Source organism: Amycolatopsis sp. NBC_01307, from assembly GCF_035975215.1.
GTDB lineage: Bacteria > Actinomycetota > Actinomycetes > Mycobacteriales > Pseudonocardiaceae > Amycolatopsis.
On sequence record NZ_CP108403.1, the window covers coordinates 6,897,312 to 6,915,336 of the forward strand.

22 protein-coding genes are annotated in these 18,025 nt (G+C 72.1%); 9 read left to right on the forward strand and 13 right to left on the reverse strand.

Going from position 1 to position 18,025, the window contains the following annotated elements; translation table 11 throughout:
- Entirely contained in the window at positions 1-273 is a 273-nt protein-coding gene (locus OG439_RS29735) for a MoaD/ThiS family protein (RefSeq protein WP_247056999.1), read from the reverse strand.
- Positions 274-349: 76 nt separating this feature from the next.
- A complete protein-coding gene (locus OG439_RS29740; protein WP_326944089.1) occupies positions 350-757 on the reverse strand; it encodes a M67 family metallopeptidase in 408 nt (135 codons plus the stop codon).
- A gap of 81 nt (positions 758-838) precedes the next feature.
- Here OG439_RS29740 and OG439_RS29745 point away from each other — a divergent pair, with 81 nt between their 5' ends.
- Positions 839-1,219, forward strand: a complete 381-nt coding sequence (locus OG439_RS29745) for a hypothetical protein (RefSeq protein ID WP_326944090.1) — start codon at positions 839-841, stop codon at positions 1,217-1,219.
- On the opposite strand, the gene OG439_RS29750 is transcribed toward OG439_RS29745, so the two are convergent.
- The 3 genes from OG439_RS29750 to clpS are packed head-to-tail and all read right to left on the reverse strand — an operon-like array spanning position 1,216 to position 3,040.
- On the reverse strand, positions 1,216-2,190 hold the full coding sequence (locus OG439_RS29750) for a P1 family peptidase (RefSeq protein ID WP_326944091.1): 975 nt from the start codon (positions 2,188-2,190) through the stop codon (positions 1,216-1,218). The genes OG439_RS29745 and OG439_RS29750 overlap by 4 nt on opposite strands.
- Positions 2,187-2,744: a DUF2017 domain-containing protein gene (locus tag OG439_RS29755; protein ID WP_247057007.1), complete on the reverse strand. Its 558-nt coding sequence runs from the start codon at positions 2,742-2,744 to the stop codon at positions 2,187-2,189. The genes OG439_RS29750 and OG439_RS29755 overlap by 4 nt, the downstream gene beginning before the upstream one ends.
- Entirely contained in the window at positions 2,741-3,040 is a 300-nt protein-coding gene (gene clpS, locus OG439_RS29760; protein WP_247057009.1) for an ATP-dependent Clp protease adapter ClpS, read from the reverse strand. The genes OG439_RS29755 and clpS overlap by 4 nt, the downstream gene beginning before the upstream one ends.
- A 74-nt stretch (positions 3,041-3,114) precedes the next feature.
- Here clpS and OG439_RS29765 point away from each other — a divergent pair, with 74 nt between their 5' ends.
- The 3 genes from OG439_RS29765 to OG439_RS29775 are packed head-to-tail and all read left to right on the forward strand — an operon-like array spanning position 3,115 to position 5,637.
- Positions 3,115-4,413 carry a nicotinate phosphoribosyltransferase gene (locus tag OG439_RS29765; RefSeq protein WP_247057011.1) on the forward strand — a complete coding sequence of 433 codons (1,299 nt, stop codon included), beginning with the start codon at positions 3,115-3,117 and terminating at the stop codon, positions 4,411-4,413.
- Positions 4,414-4,426: 13 nt separating this feature from the next.
- The gene (locus OG439_RS29770) at positions 4,427-4,996 is read left to right on the forward strand and encodes an isochorismatase family protein (RefSeq protein ID WP_326944092.1); all 570 of its coding nucleotides are present in this window, start codon (positions 4,427-4,429) and stop codon (positions 4,994-4,996) included.
- The gene (locus OG439_RS29775) at positions 4,993-5,637 is read left to right on the forward strand and encodes a bifunctional 4-hydroxy-2-oxoglutarate aldolase/2-dehydro-3-deoxy-phosphogluconate aldolase (protein WP_326944093.1); all 645 of its coding nucleotides are present in this window, start codon (positions 4,993-4,995) and stop codon (positions 5,635-5,637) included. The genes OG439_RS29770 and OG439_RS29775 overlap by 4 nt, the downstream gene beginning before the upstream one ends.
- On the opposite strand, the gene OG439_RS29780 is transcribed toward OG439_RS29775, so the two are convergent.
- Positions 5,638-6,258, reverse strand: coding sequence for a choice-of-anchor P family protein (locus OG439_RS29780; protein WP_326951647.1), 621 nt, complete (start codon positions 6,256-6,258; stop codon positions 5,638-5,640). It abuts the gene before it with no gap.
- 211 nt (positions 6,259-6,469) lie between these two features.
- Here OG439_RS29780 and OG439_RS29785 point away from each other — a divergent pair, with 211 nt between their 5' ends.
- From OG439_RS29785 to OG439_RS29795, 3 genes are all read left to right on the forward strand, one after another.
- Positions 6,470-7,057: a biotin transporter BioY gene (locus OG439_RS29785; RefSeq protein ID WP_247057017.1), complete on the forward strand. Its 588-nt coding sequence runs from the start codon at positions 6,470-6,472 to the stop codon at positions 7,055-7,057.
- Between the two features lie 122 nt (positions 7,058-7,179).
- On the forward strand, positions 7,180-9,231 hold the full coding sequence (locus OG439_RS29790) for an ATP-dependent DNA helicase (RefSeq protein WP_247057020.1): 2,052 nt from the start codon (positions 7,180-7,182) through the stop codon (positions 9,229-9,231).
- Between the two features lie 58 nt (positions 9,232-9,289).
- Positions 9,290-9,631 (forward strand): hypothetical protein, encoded by a 342-nt coding sequence (locus OG439_RS29795; protein WP_247057022.1) that lies wholly within the window; start codon positions 9,290-9,292, stop codon positions 9,629-9,631.
- A 6-nt stretch (positions 9,632-9,637) separates the two neighbouring features.
- Here OG439_RS29795 and OG439_RS29800 read toward each other — a convergent pair whose 3' ends face one another.
- From OG439_RS29800 to ctaD, 4 genes are all read right to left on the reverse strand, one after another.
- Entirely contained in the window at positions 9,638-10,042 is a 405-nt protein-coding gene (locus OG439_RS29800) for an OsmC family protein (protein ID WP_247057024.1), read from the reverse strand.
- Between the two features lie 16 nt (positions 10,043-10,058).
- On the reverse strand, positions 10,059-10,853 hold the full coding sequence (locus OG439_RS29805; RefSeq protein WP_326944094.1) for a peptidyl-tRNA hydrolase: 795 nt from the start codon (positions 10,851-10,853) through the stop codon (positions 10,059-10,061).
- A complete protein-coding gene (serB, locus tag OG439_RS29810; RefSeq protein WP_247057028.1) occupies positions 10,850-12,079 on the reverse strand; it encodes a phosphoserine phosphatase SerB in 1,230 nt (409 codons plus the stop codon). The genes OG439_RS29805 and serB overlap by 4 nt, the downstream gene beginning before the upstream one ends.
- A gap of 120 nt (positions 12,080-12,199) precedes the next feature.
- On the reverse strand, positions 12,200-13,981 hold the full coding sequence (gene ctaD / locus OG439_RS29815; protein ID WP_326944095.1) for an aa3-type cytochrome oxidase subunit I: 1,782 nt from the start codon (positions 13,979-13,981) through the stop codon (positions 12,200-12,202).
- A gap of 136 nt (positions 13,982-14,117) precedes the next feature.
- Between ctaD and OG439_RS29820 the strand changes: the two genes are divergently transcribed.
- On the forward strand, positions 14,118-14,945 hold the full coding sequence (locus OG439_RS29820) for a phosphotransferase (protein WP_326944096.1): 828 nt from the start codon (positions 14,118-14,120) through the stop codon (positions 14,943-14,945).
- Here the strand turns inward: OG439_RS29820 and OG439_RS29825 are convergent.
- The gene (locus OG439_RS29825; RefSeq protein ID WP_326944097.1) at positions 14,933-15,694 is read right to left on the reverse strand and encodes an alpha/beta fold hydrolase; all 762 of its coding nucleotides are present in this window, start codon (positions 15,692-15,694) and stop codon (positions 14,933-14,935) included. The genes OG439_RS29820 and OG439_RS29825 overlap by 13 nt on opposite strands.
- Here OG439_RS29825 and OG439_RS29830 point away from each other — a divergent pair.
- Entirely contained in the window at positions 15,693-16,232 is a 540-nt protein-coding gene (locus tag OG439_RS29830) for a GNAT family N-acetyltransferase (RefSeq protein ID WP_326944098.1), read from the forward strand. The two genes, OG439_RS29825 and OG439_RS29830, sit on opposite strands and share 2 nt — an antisense overlap.
- 36 nt (positions 16,233-16,268) lie before the next feature.
- On the opposite strand, the gene OG439_RS29835 is transcribed toward OG439_RS29830, so the two are convergent.
- Together OG439_RS29835 and OG439_RS29840 are read right to left on the reverse strand one after the other, a co-directional pair.
- Complete coding sequence (locus OG439_RS29835; RefSeq protein WP_247057039.1) at positions 16,269-16,574, reverse strand: hypothetical protein; 306 nt, start codon at positions 16,572-16,574, stop codon at positions 16,269-16,271.
- Positions 16,575-16,860: 286 nt separating this feature from the next.
- Positions 16,861-17,985, reverse strand: a complete 1,125-nt coding sequence (locus OG439_RS29840) for an alkaline phosphatase family protein (protein ID WP_326944099.1) — start codon at positions 17,983-17,985, stop codon at positions 16,861-16,863.
- Between the last annotated feature and the right edge of the window lie 40 nt (positions 17,986-18,025).

An 18,025-nucleotide genomic window follows, 5' to 3' on the forward strand; every position in this document is an offset into this window, starting at 1 on the left:
TCAGCCACCGGCCACGGCGGGGAGGATGGTCAGGGTGTCGCCGTCCTTGACCTCGGCCTCGAGCCCGCCGGCGAAGCGCACGTCCTCGTCGTTGACGTAGACGTTGATGAAGCGGTGCAGCTTCTCCTCCTTCACCAGGCGCGCCTTGAGGCCGGCGTGCCGGGACTCGACGTCGTCGATGACCTGCAGGACGGTCGCGCCCTTCGCCTCGACGGACTTCTCGCCGCCGGTGTGGGTGCGCAGGATCGTCGGGATGGAGACGGTCACGGCCATGGGTTCTTACCTCCGGTGGGTTCCTACACGCAGACGCCTGCGGCGCGCGGTTTGTTCCGAGCTGGTCTCTGGGAGTTCAGCCGACGATCTCGACCGGCTCCTCGGTGATCTCGGCGTCCACGATCCGGTACGACCGGAACTCGTGCACTTCGGGGTCCCGGGTCGAGACGAGCACGTAGTGCGCGCCGGGCTCGGCCGCGATCGACGCGTCGGTCCGCGACGGGTACGCCTCGGTCGCGGTGTGCGAGTGGTAGATCACCACCGGCTCTTCGTCGTTGGCGCCCATCTCGCGGTAGAGCTTCAGCAGGTCACCCGAGTCGAACTCGTAGAACGTCGGGGACCGCGCCGCGTTGAGCATCGGGATGAACCGCTCGGGCACATCGGACCCCTCCGCACCGGCGATCACCCCGCACGCCTCGTCGGGATGGTCACGGCGGGCATGGGCGACGATCTCGTCGACGAGTTCACGGCGGATCCGGAGCACACCGTCATCTTAGGTGGTGGACACAGGCTGTCCAGACTCTGAGATCTACCGCTCATCAGAGGTTCCTGGGACACTTCCAGGGTGCCATTGCCGGCGAAAGCCCGTGAACGCTGCCGCGAGTTCCTCGAGGACGGCGAGCGGATCCAGTACCTGATCCCGGGCATCTCGCTCTACATCCGCGGGATCCGCACCCGGGCCGCGTTCTTCGTCGTCGTCACCGACCGGAGCATCACGGTGCTCTACGGCGGCCGCTTCCGGCGCTACACGCCGAAGGACGTCTACGACCGGCTCCCGCGACGCACCGAGATCGGCCCGGTCGAGGTCCACCCCTCGCTCGGTCCCGTCCTCACCGTCGCCGAGCTGCAGCTGGAGATCGACGAGGAGTACGTGAGCGCCGTCCGCGCCGCCAACCTCGAAGTGCGCCGCGACGGCCTGCCCGAGGACCCGCACCCGGACCTCTAGGCGAACGCCTCCGGCCAGACCTCGCGGTAGGCCGGCATCCCGCCGGCCGTGGTCGCGGCCAGCAGGCCGTGCACCATCGCCCGCGCGAACACCCGGGCCGCCGCCGAGCAGAGCGCGTCCAGCGCCGCCGGACGGACCGCGGGGTGACTCGCCGCCGGCAGCTCCCGCGCGCCCGTGGCCAGCGCGAACACGGTGTCGCCGTCGAACATCGTGTGCGCCGGGCGGACCGCGCGCGCCAAGCCGTCCTGCGCCGCGACGGCGAGCCGCCGGGCCTCGGCCTTCGACAGCGCGGCGTCGACGGCGACCACGCCGATCGTCGTGTTCAGGTCGGTCCGGCGCGACGGCAGCTCAACGGCCCGCGAAGGCCAGGTCACGCCGAAGTCGCCGTGGTCGGCCGCGTACGCCCGGCCCGTCGAGAGGTCGACGGCCTCGCCCGCCGCGTTGAGCGCGGCCACGGCCCCGACCGTGAACTCGCCGACGACCTCGCTGGCCGTGCCGATGCCGCCCTTCAGCGACCCGACGGCCGCGCCCGCCCCGGCACCGACCGTGCCCTGCGCCACCGGGCCCGCGGCCGCCGCGGCGCAGGCCGCGTAGCCGAAGGACGCGTCGGGCCGGTTGCCCCACTCGCCGCGCGGCAGGTCGAACAGCACCGCCGCGGGCACGATCGGGACGACTTCGTGCGGCTTTGTACCCACCGGGAAGCCCAGGTTTCGCTCCGCGAGCCACCGCATGACGCCGTCGGCCGCGGCCAGCCCGTACGCCGACCCGCCCGAGAGGCAGACGGCGTTCACGCGCTCGACCAGGTTCTCCGGCTCCAGCAGGTTCGTCTCACGCGTCCCGGGCGCACCGCCGCGCTGGTCCACGGCGCCGACCGCGCCGTCCGGCACGAGCACCACCGTCGTCCCGGTCGCCCAGCCGTCCCCGACCCGATCGTGGTGCCCGACCAGCACACCGGGGACGTCGGTGATCATCCGGCCAGTGCCTGGATCAGCGTCTCCTGCACCCAGGTCAGCCAGTGGTAGACGCCCAGGTGCGGCGCCCGCGGGTCGTCCTCGGGCAGCTCGTCGGGCATGTCCTCGGTGACGTCGAGCGCGGTGCCCAGGGCCAGCCGGACGTCGTTGAGCGCGCCCAGCCAGGCGTCGGCCTGCTCTTCGGTCAGCCGGACGTTGCCGCCGTCGCGCGGCAGCGTGTCGAGCACGATCTTGGCCACGCCGACCTTGATGTCGAGCAGCTCCGGCTCGTGCAGCGAGCGCATCGCCGCGGCCGAGTCGAGGTCCTCGCGGGTCGGGTTGTCCGGGTCGAGCCGGTGGAAGTCGGGCAGCAGCCGCGAGAGCACCGGGTCGTCCGGCGACTCGGTCGGGCCGGTGCGGATGCCGGTCAGCTCGGCGAGCTCGTCCTGCGGCGCCTCCTCGGCGCGCGCGGTGAGCATGTCCTCGAGCTGGCTGACCAAGCCGCGCAGCACGGCCGCTTCCTGCTGCTCGAACCCGGCGTGGATGACCGCGCCCTTGCGCCGCCAACCGTTCACGACTTCTGCTCCATGGTGGCCCACAGGCCCGCCGCGTGGAGTTTCGCCACGTCCACCTCCACCTTTTCCTTGCTGCCCGACGACACGATCGCCTTGCCCTTGTGGTGCACGTCCAGCATCAGCTTGGTGGCGTGGTCGCGGCTGTACCCGAACAGCTTCTGGAAGACGTACGTCACGTACGACATCAGGTTGACGGGGTCGTTCCACACCACGGTCCGCCACGGTGTGTCCGACTCGGCGACCTCGGCACCGGCCGGCTCGACCTGCGTCTGCTCGGCTGCGACAGGCGTGGACATGCACCCCATGGTGTCACGGGGTCGACAGGGCACGCCGCGCCAGGTCCGGCCATGTGGGTGAATAGGCTGACCCCATGGGTTCACCGGAGCCGGCCACGACCAGCACTGCGCTGCTCACCGACCACTACGAGCTGACCATGCTGGGCAGCGCGCTCGCCGACGGCACGGCGGAGCGCCCCTGCGTGTTCGAGGTGTTCGCCCGGCGCTTGCCGGACGGCCGCCGTTACGGCGTCGTCGCGGGCACCGCCCGGGTGCTCGACGCGATCGCGGACTTCCGCTTCACCGACGCCGAGCTGGCGCAGCTGGAGGCCACCGCGGTGGTCGACGACACGACACTGGCCTGGCTCGCGGACTACGAGTTCGCCGGCGACCTCGACGGCTACGCCGAGGGTGAGCTGTACTTCCCCGGCTCGCCGATCCTCACGCTCGCCGGCTCGTTCGCCGAGTGCGTCCTGCTCGAGACGCTGGTGCTGTCGATCCTCAACCACGACAGCGCCATCGCGTCGGCCGCGGCCCGCATGTCGGGCGCCGCGCACGGCCGGCCGATCATCGAGATGGGCGGGCGCCGCACGCACGAGTGGGCCGCCGTCGCGGCCGCGCGCGCCTCCTACCTGGCCGGCTTCGCGACGACGTCCAACCTCGAGGCCGGCCGCCGCTACGGCATCCCGACCCGCGGCACCGTCGCGCACGCCTTCACGCTGCTGCACGACAGCGAGGAAGAGGCCTTCCGCTCGCAGGTCGGCAAGATGGGCGCGGACACGACGCTGCTGGTCGACACCTACGACATCACCGCCGGCATCGAGACCGCGGTGCGCGTCGCCGGCCCGGAGCTCGGCGCGATCCGGATCGACTCCGGCGACGTCGGCCCGCTCGCCCGCCGCGCCCGCGAGCAGCTGGACTCCCTCGGCGCGAAGGACACCCGGATCGTCGTCTCCGGCGACCTCGACGAGCACGCCATCGCCGCGCTGCGGGCCGAGCCGGTGGACGCGTACGGCGTCGGCACCTCGGTCGTCACCGGGTCCGGCGCGCCGACCGCCGGCATGGTCTACAAGCTGGTCGAGGTGGACGGCAAGCCGGTCGCCAAGCGCAGCGCGCACAAGGAGTCCCGCGGCGGGCGCAAGTCCGCGCTGCGGCGCCACCGCGGCACCGGCACGGCCGTCGAAGAGGTCGTCTGGACGGCGGGGACCACGCCCGAGCCGGAGCCGAACGACCGGCCGCTGCAGCTGCCGCTGATCCGTGGCGGCCGCGTCGAGCCGGATCTGCCTACCCTGGACGACGCCAGGCAGCGGTTGCGCCGCGGCCTGGTCAGCCTGCCGTGGGAGGGCCTGAAGCTCTCGCACGGCGAGCCCGCAATCCCGACGCTCTTCCTCTGAACGGAGTCAGCCCATGGGGACCGCGCTGATCGTGGTGGACGTGCAGAACGACTTCTGCGAAGGCGGCTCGCTGGCGGTGGCCGGCGGCGCGGCGGCCGCGGCGGCGATCTCCGCGCTGAGCGCGACCGGCGGCTACTCGCACGTCGTGGCCACCCGCGACTACCACGTCGACCCGGGTGACCACTTCAGCGAGACGCCCGACTTCGTCGCCAGCTGGCCGCCGCACTGTGTGGCGGGCACGCCCGGCGCGTCGTTCCACCCCGCCCTCGACGTCGTCCCGATCGGCGCGGTGTTCTCGAAGGGCGAGTACAGCGCGGCCTACTCCGGCTTCGAAGGCGCGTCCGGGGACGGCAAGTCCCTGGAGACCTGGCTGCGCGAACACGACGTGACCGACGTCGACGTCGTCGGCATCGCCACGGACTACTGCGTGCGCGCGACGGCGCTGGACGCGGCCCGGGCCGGGTTCGGCGTCCGTGTGCTGCTCGACCACACGGCCGGCATCGCCCGGGCTTCGGTGGACAGCGCGCTGCGCGACTTCGACGAGGCCGGCGTCACGCACACCGGCGAGGCGCACGTCGGATGAAGGACCTGCGGGCCGCGCTGGCGGAACACCGGCTCGTCGCGATCCTGCGGGCCTCGGACGCGGCGCGCTTCGCCGACGCGGCGATGGTCCTGCACGCGGCGGGGATCCGCCTGCTCGAAGCCACGCTGACGACGCCGGGCGCGCCCGCCGCGATCACCGCGCTGCGCCTGGCGCTGGGCGACGACGCGCTGATCGGCGCCGGCAGCGTCCGCGAAGCGTCCGATGTGGACATCGCGGTCGACGCCGGTGCGCGCTACCTGATCACACCGACCGTCAACCCGGCCGTCCTGGAGCGGGCGGCCGCCCTCGACGTCCCGGTGATCTGCGGCGCGCTGACGCCGACGGAGATCGACCAGGCCTGGCGCCTCGGCGCGGCCGCGGTGAAGGTCTTCCCGGTCGCGGCGGTCGGCGGCGTCGCCTACCTGCGCGCGGTCCGGGCGCCGCTGCCGGACGTGCCGCTCGTCCCGACCGGCGGCGTCCACCTGGCCGACGTCGAGAGCTACCTGCGGTCGGGCGCGATCGCGGTGGCCGCGGCGACGCCGTTGCTGGGCGACGCGCTGACCTCCGCCGGCAGCCTCCCGGACCTGGCGACCCGGGCCGGCGAGTTCGTCGCGGCTGCCAGCCGCTTCACGACCGCGTAGTCACTTCTTCTTGCCGTACGGGTCGCAGGCGGCCGTGCCGAGGTAGACGTCTCCGCTCGCCGGGCCGCCCTGCGGGAACAGCACGATGTGCACCGCGTGGGTGACCAGGCTGCCGTCCGGCGGCTGCGGCGTCACGGTCTCGTTGAGGACCACCGTGGCCAGCGCCGTGCCCGCCGGGCCGCCGGGGATGACGATCCGGTCGTTCGGCGGGATCTCGGCGGGGACGGTGATGCCGGTGACGGCGCCGATCGTCACCTCGCCGCCGCTGCCGGTGGCGCTGGTCGCGCACTTCGCCGAGAACGTCCGGACCGTGATCACCGGGCCGCCGTAGCGCTTGAGGACCGACGCCTCGAACCGGTGCCCGGACGCCTGCGCGATGGCCACCTCGCCCGAGCGGCCGCAGCCGGACTCCCCGAGGCCGAACGACGCGACGTCACCGGTCACGCCGCCGTCCGTCCGCGCCGAGGCCGGGCCGTCGGCCGTGCACTTCGCCAGCTCACCGGTGACGACGTGCTCGTTGTCGATCAGCACGTCGAGCGAACCGGCCGACGCCCAGCCAGTGGACGTCACGGGCGCGGCGGCGACCAGGAACGGGCCCGCCAGCGCCGTCACGGCCAGCAACCGGATCGTCCTCTTCCTGGCGTTTCGCATGCAGCGGCCTCCTCGGTTCGTGACGTTTCGTAGTCGTCCTCTGGATCATCGGCAGGCGTGGCGGGCCGCCTGATCGGGTCCACCCGGACGAGTGGCCGGTGAGGAACGCGACTTTCCGGCGTTTCCCGGGGGTAACGAGCGTTAACCTCGGGCGTCGCGTGTGTCCACCGTGGGAGGTTCTGTGTCTTCGCTGTCCATCGCCGGAAAGCGGCCCGTGCTGGCCGACCTCGTGCCCGGCTCGCTCGTCCGGGACATCGCGCTGGTCGCCGGCGGTGCCGTGCTCACCGGCGCCGCCGCGCAGCTGATCATCCCGGTGCCGGGCAGCCCGGTGCCGATGACCGGCCAGACGTTCGCCGCGCTGCTCGTCGGCGCCTCGCTCGGCATGTCGCGCGGGGCCGCGTCGATGCTGGTCTACCTGCTCGTCGGCGCCGTGGGCGTGCCGTGGTTCCAGAACGGCACCGCGGGCCTGTCCGGCGCGAGCGCCGGCTACATCGTCGGGTTCGTCTTCGCGGGCGCCCTCGTCGGCGCGCTGGCCGGCCGCGGCGGTGACCGGACGCCGCTGCGCACCGCCGCCACCATGGTGCTCGGCAACGTCGTGATCTACGCGTTCGGCGTGCCGTGGCTGATGGCCTCGACCGGGTTCGACCTGTCGACGGCGTTCGCCAAGGGCGTGACGCCGTTCCTGGTCGGCGACGCGCTGAAGATCGTCGTGGCCGCCGGCCTGCTGCCGCTCACGTGGAAGCTGGTCTCGCGCCGCACCGAAGATTGAGGTCCCTCGCCGAAGGGCCCGCCGTCGCGACGGCGGGCCCTTCGCCGTTTACCAGTACGGCGCGAGTGGCCCGTTCGCGACGGATCACCGATCCTGTCGGTGGCGGCGGCTAATGTGTCGCTGTGCCCGCTCGAACTGACTTCCCCGGCGTCCTCGAACTCCTCACCCACGCGGTGGAGTCGGTGGGCGGAGCCGAGCGGCCGGGGCAGGTCGAGATGGCCGACGCCGTCGGCCGCGCCATCCGCACCGGCGAACACCTCGCCGTGCAGGCCGGTACCGGCACCGGCAAGTCACTGGCCTACCTCGTCCCCGCGATCCGGCACGCCGTCCAGAAGGAAGCCACGGTCGTGGTCTCGACGGCCACCATCGCGCTGCAGCGCCAGCTCGTCGACCGCGACCTCCCCCGGCTCGCGAAGGCGCTGAAGAAGCCGCTGGGCCGCGAACCGACCTTCGCGATCCTCAAGGGCCGCCGCAACTACATGTGCCTGCACCGCCTGGACTCCGGCGCGCCGGACGAGCCGGAGGACGCCCAGCTCTTCGACCCGTTCGCGGTGTCGCGCCTCGGCAAGGAGGTCACGCGGCTGCGGGAGTGGGCGTCGGACACCGAAACCGGCGACCGCGACGAGCTCGTCCCGGGCGTGACGGACCAGGCGTGGCGCCAGGTCTCCGTGACCGCAAGGGAATGCCTCGGCGCGTCCCGCTGCCCGATCGGCACGGACTGCTTCGCCGAGAAGGCCCGCGCCGAGGCCGGCCGGGCCGACGTCATCATCACCAACCACGCGCTCCTGGCCATCGACGCCTTGCAGGGCTACCAGGTCCTGCCGGACCACGACGTCGTGATCATCGACGAGGCGCACGACCTGGTCGACCGGGTCACCTCGGTCGCCACCGGCGAGCTGACCAGCGCGATGTGCTCGGCCGCCGCCCGCCGCTGCGGCAAGCTGATCGACGCCGACGTCGCGGACCGCCTGCTGGAAGCGGGTGACGGGCTGGCCCTGATCGTCGACGACCTGCCCGCCGGCCGGATGGACGCGCTGCCGCAGGCGTTGAAGGGCGCCATCCCGGCGGTCCGCGACGCCGCGCACGCGTGCATCTCCGCGCTCGGGTCCGACCGCAAGGAGGACGTCGAAGGGGCCACCGCGCGCAAACTGGCGCGCACGCTGCTCGACGAGGTGCACGACACCGCGGTCCGGCTGCTCGAGGCGTTCGACGAAGACCAGGCGCACCAGCGTGACGTCGTCTGGCTCGCGGGCGACAAGTTCTCGTCGAACCCGCGCCCGCCGGCGTTGAAGGTCGCGCCGCTGGGCGTCGCCGGCCTGCTGCGCGAGCGCGTGTTCAACCTGCACACGACGATCCTGACGTCGGCGACGCTGACGCTGGGCGGCACGTTCGACACGATGGCGCGCCAGTGGGGGCTCCCGCCGGGCGGCGCCCGCGTCGAAAAGGCGCCGGGCGCGGCCACGGACAAGGAAGCGCCGTCCGACGCCGACACCGGCCCGAAGTGGCTCGGCCTGGACGTCGGGTCGCCGTTCGACCACCAGCGCAACGGTATCCTCTACCTGGCCAAGCACCTGCCGCCGCCGGGCCGTGACGGCCTCGCGTCGTCCACAATGGACGAGCTGGCCGAGCTGATCGAGGCGGCGGGCGGGCGCACGCTGGGCCTGTTCTCCTCGATGCGCGCGGCCAAGCAGGCGGCCGAGGAAATGCGTGAGCGGCTGGACTTCCCGGTGCTGTGCCAGGGCGACGACGCCACGTCGCTGCTGGTCCAGAAGTTCTCCGAGGACGTCCGGACCTGTCTGTTCGGCACGCTCAGCCTGTGGCAGGGCGTGGACGTCCCGGGCCCGTCGCTGCAGCTCGTGGTCGTCGACCGGATCCCGTTCCCCCGCCCGGACGACCCGGTGTCGTCGGCGCGCCAGCGCGCGGTGGAAGCCCGCGGCGGCAACGGGTTCCTCACCGTGGCGGCCACGCACGCGGCACTGCTGCTGGCGCAGGGCACCGGCCGGCTGCACCGCTCGGTGACCGACCGCGGCGTCGTCGCGGTGCTGGATTCGCGGCTCGCGAACGCCCGCTACGGCGGATTCCTCCGTGCGTCGCTGCCGCCGTTCTGGCCCACGATGGATCCGAAGGTGGCGCGCGACGCCTTGCGCCGCCTCGACGCAGCCGCGCCCGCGTGACGCGGTCCACAACACCGACCGGTACGGTGAAGCAACCGAAGCGACAAGGGAGCACCGGTTGACCCAGGATTCGTCCAGCGCACAGTCCCGGACTGTCAGTGTCGACGACACCGGCGTGCGCCGTCGCCTCGCGGACGGCAGCGAAGAAGCCGTCACGTGGTCCGACCTGTCCTCGGTGATGGTCAGGGTCATCCCCGACGGCCCGTGGAACGAAGACGTCTTCTTCATGCTGGTGGGCACGGACGGCAAGGGCACAGCGGTCCCGAGCGGCGACCCGGCGGCCGACGCCCTGATCGAGCGGCTGCAGTCGTTGCCGGGCTTCGACAACGACAAGTTCATCGAAGCCATGACGACGGACGCGGACCAGGCCTACGTGGTCTGGGAATCCAGCGAGAACTGACGTCGCTTACGCGGTCGGGAACTCCTCCGTCACCGGAATCCCCTTCTTGAGCGTCCGGCTCACCGTGCAGAGCCGTTCGATCGCGCGGTCCACGGCGCCGGCGAGCGCTTCCCGCTGATCCTCCGCCAAAGTCGACACGTCGACATCGAAGGCGACGTGCACCGCGTCCAGTTCCGCGGCACCCTCACGTCGATCGGCCGAGACGGTCACGCGGAACTTCGCGTCCTCGCCCACCCGCCGTGTGATCAGCTCTTCGGCCGTCACGGCGCTGCAGCCCGCGGCCGCGATCTGCAGCAGCTCTGCGGGCGAAAACGCCCCTTCCGCACCGGTCCGGCCCAGCCGGACCTCGGCACCGCGGTCGTTGCGTCCGACGAAGCTGTGCTGCCCGTCGCGCTGTACTTCGAGTCCCATATCGGCTCCAACCGGCTCAGGAAGTCGCTTGTTCCGGCGTCCAGTGGGTGGGCGGGAACTGGGCGAGCACGGTGATCGTGCCGGGATCGACCTCGGTGAACCCGGCGTCCCGCACGGCGATGACGCGGTCGCGCCGCCACGCGCCCTCGGGGTCGTCGCCCGGGTGCAGTTCCTTCCACCGCGCGACACTCGGCGTGCGCACGGCCGTCCGGTAGCCCCGCGCGGCCCAGCCGGCGAGCTGCGCGTCGTCCAGCAGCGCGGCGAGGATCATCGTGGCGTGGCCGACCTGCGCGGCCCCCTTGCCGACGGTCATCGGGACCTGCGGGTTGAGCAGGAGCAGCGGGACGCCGTCCGGGATCGGGCCCGGCTCGTCCGGCGGCAGCTCGCTGCCCGAGATCTGGAGCCGCGACACCTCCTTGGGCGTCTCGGTGACCAGGCCCGGCACCAGGGCCCGCGCCTCGGCGCCGTCGACCTCGACGGTGATGCCCGGCAGCTCCTGCACCGCCGCCCAGTGCGCGCCCCGCGCCCGCCGCGCGACCTTGCGGATCCGGTTGTCGAGCCACGCGTGCATCGGCTCGGCCCACTCGCCATCGGGCTCGGCCCGCTCGTCCAGGCAGACCGCCAGCGCGGCCGCCGCCGCGGCCTCCAGCAGCGGCGTGCGCCCCGGCGGCTCGGCGCGTTCGATGCGCAGGACGACCGGCATCGCCCGCACTTCCTCCGGCAGCTCGTCGGAGGTGTCCGAGGTGTCTTCGGGCGGCAACCCGAGCCAGTAGGCGTACCGGGTGCCCAACGGGTCGAGAACGCTGCTCACGGACGCATCAGCTCGAGCCCGTCGGCGGCGTCGGCCGCTTCGACCTCGCCGCGGGTGAGGCCGAGCATGAACAGCACGGCGTCGAGGTAGGGGTGCGAGAGCGCGGCGTCCGCGACTTCGCGCAGCGCGGGCTTGGCGTTGAACGCGACGCCCATACCGGCCGCGGACAGCATGTCGATGTCGTTGGCGCCGTCGCCGACCGCCACGCACTGCTCCAGCGGAATGTCGTACTCACCGGCGACGCGGCGAAGCACCTTCGCCTTGCCCGCGCGGTCGACGACCTCGCCGATCACCCGGCCGGTGAGCTTGCCGTCCACGATCTCGAGCTCGTTCGCCGCCGCGAAGTCCAGCCCGAGGTCGTCCACCAAGCCGCCGATGACCTGGGTGAACCCGCCGGAGACCACGCCGGTCTTGAACCCCATCCGCTTGAGCGTGCGGATCGTCGTGCGCGCGCCCGGGGTCAGCTCGATCGTCGCGGCGACCTCGTCGATCGCCGTGGCCGGCAGCCCGGCCAGCAGCGCGACCCGCCGCTCCAGCGACTCGGTGAAGTTCAGCTCGCCGCGCATCGCGGCCTCGGTGATCTCGCGGATCTCCGGCTCGACGCCGGCGTGCGCGCCCAGCATCTCGATGACCTCGCCCTGGATCAGCGTCGAGTCGACGTCGAAGACGACCAGCCGCTTCGCCCGCCGGGTGATCCCGGCCCGCTCCACGGCGATGTCGACACCCGCTTGGACGGCGGCGTCGGCGAGCACCGTCCGCAACGCGGCGTCCGCGTCGGGGGTGTCACGGTCGACCGAGACGTACAGCTCCAGCCCGGTCACCGGGTAGTCGGCGACGCTGCGGATCGAGTCGATGTTCGCGCCGAGCGACGCGAGCCGGCGCGCGACCTCGGAGAAGCCCCGCGCGGTGACCGGGCGGCCCAGCACCACCAGCACGTGCGACGAGTCGCGGCGGCCGAGCGCGAACGGGTCCTCCCCGATCGCCGACCCGATCTTGACCTCGACCTGCATCCCGACCGACGCCAGCGCCTGCTCGACGGACTCCTGCAACCCCTCCGGGTCGCGGTAGACCCCGGCGAGCACCCCGAGCACGAGCTGCCCGCGGATGACCACCTGCTCGACGTCGAGCACATCGACGTCGTGCCTGGTCAGCACGGCGAACAGCACGGACGAGACGCCCGGCTTGTCGGGGCCGGTCGTCGTGATCAGGACGGGGGTTTGGGTCACTGGTCATCCCTCGCTCGGCAACGCTGCACGATCAGTCTGCCGGTCCGGCCTTGGACATAAGTAGAGCGCGTGCCGGGCTTCACAAAAGCCGGGCACGCGCTCTCACTCGTTCGGGGTGTCTTACTGCTCGCCCGAGTTGTCCTTGCTGTGGTCACCCGGCATGACGGCCTCGGTGAGCACCTGCGACGGCGCCGACCCGTGGCTGTTCAGCTTCTGCTTGCCGAAGAAGCCGATCTCACCCTCCTTGTGGAGGCGCTCGATCATGTGCGGGTAATGCAGCTCGAACGCCGGCCGCTCGGACCGGATCCGGGGCAGCTCGGTGAAGTTGTGCCGCGGTGGCGGGCAGGACGTCGCCCACTCGAGCGAGTTGCCGTAGCCCCACGGGTCGTCCACCGTGACGATCTCGCCGTACCGGTAGCTCTTGAAGACGTTCCAAATGAACGGCAGCGTCGAGGCACCGAGGATGTACGCGCCGATCGTGGAGATCGTGTTCAGCGTCGTGAAGCCGTCACTGGTCAGGTAGTCCGCGTACCGCCGCGGCATGCCTTCCGCGCCCAGCCAGTGCTGGACGAGGAACGTGCCGTGGAAGCCGATGAACGTGGTCCAGAAGTGCCACTTGCCGAGCTTCTCGTCCATCATCCGGCCCGTGATCTTCGGGAACCAGAAGTAGATGCCGGCGAAGGTGGCGAACACGATCGTGCCGTAGAGCACGTAGTGGAAGTGCGCGACGACGAAGTAGCTGTCCGACACGTGGAAGTCGATCGCCGGCGCGGCCAGCAGGATGCCGGTCAGGCCGCCGAAGAGGAACGTGACGATGAAGCCCATCGAGAAGATCATCGGCGTCTCGAAGGACAGCTGGCCCTTCCACATCGTGCCGATCCAGTTGAAGAACTTCACGCCGGTCGGGACCGCGATCAGGAACGTCATGAAGGAGAAGAACGGCAGCAGCACGGCGCCGGTGGCGTACATGTGGTGCGCCCACACCGCGACCGACAGCGCCGCGATGGCCAGCGTCGCCCACACCAGGCTCTTGTACCCGAACATCGGCTTGCGGCTGAAGACCGGGAAGATCTCCGACACGATCCCGAAGAACGGTAGCGCGACGATGTAGACCTCTGGATGGCCGAAGAACCAGAACAGGTGCTGCCAGAGGATCACGCCGCCGTTTTCGGGGTCGAAGACGTGTGCCCCCAGATGCCGGTCCGCCAGCAGGCCCATCAGGGCCGCGGTCAGGATCGGGAAGGCCAGCAGGATCAGGATCGACGTCACCAGGATGTTCCAGGTGAAGATCGGCATCCGGTACATCGTCATGCCCGGCGCGCGCAGGCAGACCACGGTGGTGACCATGTTGACCGCGCCGAGGATGGTGCCCAGACCGGAGACCACCAGGCCCGAGATCCACAGGTCCGCGCCGACGCCCGGCGAGTGGATCGCGTCCGACAGCGGGGTGTAGGCGAACCAGCCGAAGTCGGCGGCGCCACCCGGCGTCAGGAAGCCCGACAGCACGATCAGGCCGCCGAAGAGGTACAGCCAGTAGGAGAACGCGTTGAGCCGCGGGAAGGCGACGTCCGGCGAACCGATCTGCAGCGGGAGGATGAAGTTCGCGAACCCGAAGAGGATCGGCGTCGCGTACAGCAGCAGCATCACCGTGCCGTGCATGGTGAAGAGCTGGTTGTACTGCTCCTGCGAAAGGAACTGCTGCCCGGGTCGCGCCAGCTCGGTACGGATGAGCATGGCCATCGCGCCGCCCGCCATGAAGAAGGCGAACGACGTGACCAGGTACATGATCCCGATCTGCTTGTGGTCCGTCGTGCGGAACAACCGCAGCAGGTACGAACCCTTGACCGACTCGCGCGCGGGATACGGGCGCGCCGCGATCGGCTTGGGGGCTACGGCCGTCACTCCTGCCTCCAACACTTGAAACCTTGTGGTGGTCATCGTCGCGCCGCCAGGGCCCGGGAAGACCCGGTCCGGCGGCTTAGGGGGATCGTAGCCCTCGCTACCGACAGTCGCGCGCACCGGCTGGCAAGATCGGCGCATGGCCGACGAGTTCACCCGCGCGGCAGTGCGCGCGGCCCGCACGGTGACCGCCCGGCTCGGCCTGCCGGAGCACTCGCCGGAGGTCCTGCACGCGCGGTCGAACGTGCTGGTGAAGCTGGGTCCGCTGGTCGCGCGCGTGCCGGCGACGACGTTGCTCGCCCGGCCGGCGCCGGCGCCCTGGCTGGCCCGCGACGTCGCCGTCTCCCGCTTCCTCACCGAACGTGGTGTGCTCGTCGTCTCACCGGCCGCGGATCCCCCGGCCGGACCGCATTTCGCGGACGGCCTCCCGGTCACGCTCTGGCACCACACACCGCACGATCCGGACCACCGGTACGCACCGGACGTCGTCGCGGGTTCGCTCGCCCGGGTGCACGCGGCACTGCGGGAGTATCCGGGCGAACTGCCCCGGCGCGGCCCGCTCGACGACCTCGAACGGATGCTCGCCCGCCACGGCGACACGATGGACGGCGCGGCACCGCGGCTGCGGGCCGAAGCCGCCCGGATCGAGGCCGCGCTGCCGGACGTCGCCGTGCAGCCGCTGCACGGCGACGCGCACCCCGGCAACCTGATCGCCACCGAAGCCGGGCCGTGCTGGCTCGACTTCGAGGACACCTGGCGCGGGCCGCTCGGCTGGGACCTGGGGATCCTGGCCCGCCAGGGCGGTCCGGAGTATTCGGCCGCCTACCCGGGTTCGGCCGACGTCCCGACCGAAGCTTGTACGGAGCTGCGCGAACTCTTCGCCGTCGCGTGGCGCTTCATCATCGCGAAGCGGTTCCCGCACCGGCTTCCCGAAGCGCGCGAAGCACTCGCTGCCTACTTCTCGTGAGTCGCCGGGTACCAGGAGAGGATCGCTTCGACGACGCCCGCCGGGTCCTCGAGCGGGGTCAGGTGGCCGGCACCGGGCAGCACCACGAGCGTGGCGCCGGGCATGGCCTCGACCATCGCGCTCGCCGCCGCGACGGGCGTGATGGGGTCTTCCTCGCCCACGACGACCAGCGCCGGGACGCCCGCGTCCCGAAGTAGGCCGAGGGAGTCCGGCCGGGTCCGCAACGCCAGCGCGGTCCACGAGATCCCGGCCGGCGGCTGGGATTCGATGATCTCCCGGACGGTGTCGACGACGTCAGGCCGCTCCTCGCGCGTCGACTCGGCCAGCAGGTTCGGCAGGTTGGCCTCGGCCAGCCAGCCCGCGGTGCCCTCCTGTTCGACGCGCACCGCGACGTCGAGGCGGCTCTGCGCGGCCTCGGGGGTGTCGGGCGTGGCCTTGGTGTCGATGAGGACGAGCCCGCCGACCCGGTCCGGCGCCAGCCGCAGCACGGCCATCGCGAGGTAGCCGCCCATCGAGCAGCCGCCGAGCACCACGCGGTCCAGGTCCAGCCGGTCGAGCAGGGCGGCGACGTCGCGCGCGGCGTCGTCGAGGCTCGGTTCGCGGCCGGACTCCGGCAGCGGCGAGCGGCCGAGCCCGCGCTGATCCGGAGTGATCACCCGAAGGTGTGAAGCGAGAGGCTCGCGCACCGCGTTCCACATGCGGGAGTCCAGGGGAAAGGCGTGGAGGAGGACCAGCGGCAGTTCGGTCATGCGCGTCATTTTGTCGGACCTCCGCGCTAGCTTCGCCGACGTGTTCACCGACATCGAAACCGACCGGCTGCACCTGCGTCCGCTCCACGAGGCGGACCGGCAGGCGATGGTCGACATCCACACCGACCCGCGCACCAACCGCTTCAACCCCGACCCGCCCGGCGTCGCGCGGGCGTCGGAGATGTTCACGGCCTGGCTGGCGCACTGGGCCGAGCGGGGCTTCGGCTACCTGGCGGTGACCGAACCGGGCGGCAAGGAGGTCATCGGCGTGTGCGGCGTGCGGCTGCGCGAGTTCCACGGCGAGAAGGTGCTCAACCTCGGCTACCGGTTCCGGCCGTCCGCGTGGGGCAAGGGTTACGCGGTCGAGGCCGGGGCCGCGGTCCTGGAGTGGTGCGCCCGCGAGCAGGCGTCCCTGCCGGTGCTGGCCAGTGTGAACGTGGACAACAAGCCGTCGCTGCGGGTGGCCGAGCGGCTCGGCTTCACCGAGTACACGGAGGAAGCGTACGAAGGCGCGTTGTCCCGGCACTACCGGCGCTGAGCCGGGCGTTGTTTGACAACTCCAGAGAGAAGCGGATCACCGGCGGCGCTGCGGGCGGCGCCGGGCCCGGGCGTCCCAGCAGGGCCGGTGCCAGTGCCGCCGGTCGGCGACGGAGCCGGTCTCGTCGGCGGGCCAGACGACCAGGTGCGGCGTGCCCGGCCGGATCTCGTGGTCGCAGCCGGGACAGCGGTAGAACTTCGTGGCCTGCGCGCCGGGCACCGTCCGGACCAGCCACTCGCCGTCGCTCCCGGCTTCGGCACGGGCCCACCCGGTGGCAGCACCGATCTCCCGCTCGGGCGGCCCACCGTCCGAGCGGTGGCCGGGACGGTTGCGTCGAGGCACGCCCAAACGGTAACCGCACCCCACCCACCACCGCGCACCCGCGTGACAGCGCCCACCCGTCCCGTGTCGACCTCCCGATCACACGTGCCGGCGCTCCAATCACGCGTGATGCCCCTCCCATCACGCGAGATGCCTCCTCAGTCACGCGAGATTCCCGCCGAAACACGCGAGCCGACCCTCCAGGCACGCGAACCGACCGCCCAGGCACGCGAGTCGACCCTCCAGGTACGCGAGCCGACCCTCCGGGCACGCGAGCCGTCCGCCCGGGTACGCGACCTGGCGGCCGTCACCCCTGGGCGATCGCCAGCGGCACGAGCTGCTCGGCGGTGGTCAGCGAACCGTGCTGCCCGACCAGCGACGTCTCCACGGCCTCGGCCAGCCCGCGCACCATCCCGAACCGCCCGCGGGCCGCCACGACGACGTCGCCGATCCGCGGCAGCACCCGGTCGCTGACGGTGGGACCGAACCACCCCTCGGCGACGGCCTCCGCCCGCGAACGCACCCAGGCCCGCTCGCCCACCACCGCCCGCCAGGCGGCGAGCACGTCGGCGGTGGCACCCGGCTCGGTGTAGACGTGCCGGGCCCGGACCTCGCCCCCGAACGTCCGGACACCCGCCAGCAGCTCCGGCACGTCCTCGAGGTCGAGCTTGTCCTCGACGGTGACCATGCCGTGGTCGGCCACCACGGCGAGCAGGGCACCGGCCGGGAGACCGTCCACAAGGGACTCCACGAGCCGGTCGACCTGGCGCAGCTGCATCCGCCACGCGTTCGAACCCGGGCCGTACACGTGCCCGAGCAGGTCGATTTCACTGTGGTAGGCGTAGCAAAAGGCCCGTCCGGCGAGCACCGACAACGTCCGGGCGGCGAGGTCGCCGAGCGCGTGCACGCCGGCGTAACGCGCACCGCTCTGGGTGGCGCGGGTCAGCGCGGAGTCGGCGAACTGCGCGGACGACACGACGGCCGCGTCGATCCCGGCCGCGGCGGCGAGCTCGAAAGTCGTCGGCAGCGGCTGCACCTCACGCGGCGGGAGCGCGCCGCGAAGGTCGCCGCCGTCCTCGTGGCTGCGCCAGCGCAACGCGTTGAGCACGCCGACGCCCGGCATCTCGAAGGTGTAGCCGACCATCCCGTGCTCACCGGACGCGAGGCCCGTCCCGATCGCGGCCACCCCGGCGGCGGTGGTCGACGGGAAGCCCACGCGCAACGTCCGCCGGGCGAGCTCGGTCAGCACCGGGGCGTCCGCGGCGTGCTCGGCCAGCAGTTCCCAGCCGAGCCCGTCGATCAGCAGCACCGCCGCGCTCCGCGCCGCCGGCAGGTCCAGCGTGTTCGCGCACCCGGGCACCCCGAGCGCGGCGAGCAGGGATGGGACGACTTGGCCGAGGTGCGCGACGTCGGCGAGCGAAGGGGGCTGCACGCGCCCACCTTCCCATCCGGGGGCCCGCCCGGCGATAATC

Coding starts and splice junctions, on each gene's coding strand:
- OG439_RS29735 (WP_247056999.1), bottom strand. CDS start 273: ATGGCCGTGACCGTCTCCATCCCGACGATCCTGCGCACCCACACCGGC.
- OG439_RS29750 (WP_326944091.1), bottom strand. CDS start 2,190: ATGATCACCGACGTCCCCGGTGTGCTGGTCGGGCACCACGATCGGGTC.
- clpS (WP_247057009.1), bottom strand. CDS start 3,040: ATGTCCACGCCTGTCGCAGCCGAGCAGACGCAGGTCGAGCCGGCCGGT.
- OG439_RS29765 (WP_247057011.1), top strand. CDS start 3,115: ATGGGTTCACCGGAGCCGGCCACGACCAGCACTGCGCTGCTCACCGAC.
- OG439_RS29770 (WP_326944092.1), top strand. CDS start 4,427: ATGGGGACCGCGCTGATCGTGGTGGACGTGCAGAACGACTTCTGCGAA.
- OG439_RS29775 (WP_326944093.1), top strand. CDS start 4,993: ATGAAGGACCTGCGGGCCGCGCTGGCGGAACACCGGCTCGTCGCGATC.
- OG439_RS29800 (WP_247057024.1), bottom strand. CDS start 10,042: ATGGGACTCGAAGTACAGCGCGACGGGCAGCACAGCTTCGTCGGACGC.
- OG439_RS29820 (WP_326944096.1), top strand. CDS start 14,118: ATGGCCGACGAGTTCACCCGCGCGGCAGTGCGCGCGGCCCGCACGGTG.
- OG439_RS29830 (WP_326944098.1), top strand. CDS start 15,693: ATGCGCGTCATTTTGTCGGACCTCCGCGCTAGCTTCGCCGACGTGTTC.
- OG439_RS29825 (WP_326944097.1), bottom strand. CDS start 15,694: ATGACCGAACTGCCGCTGGTCCTCCTCCACGCCTTTCCCCTGGACTCC.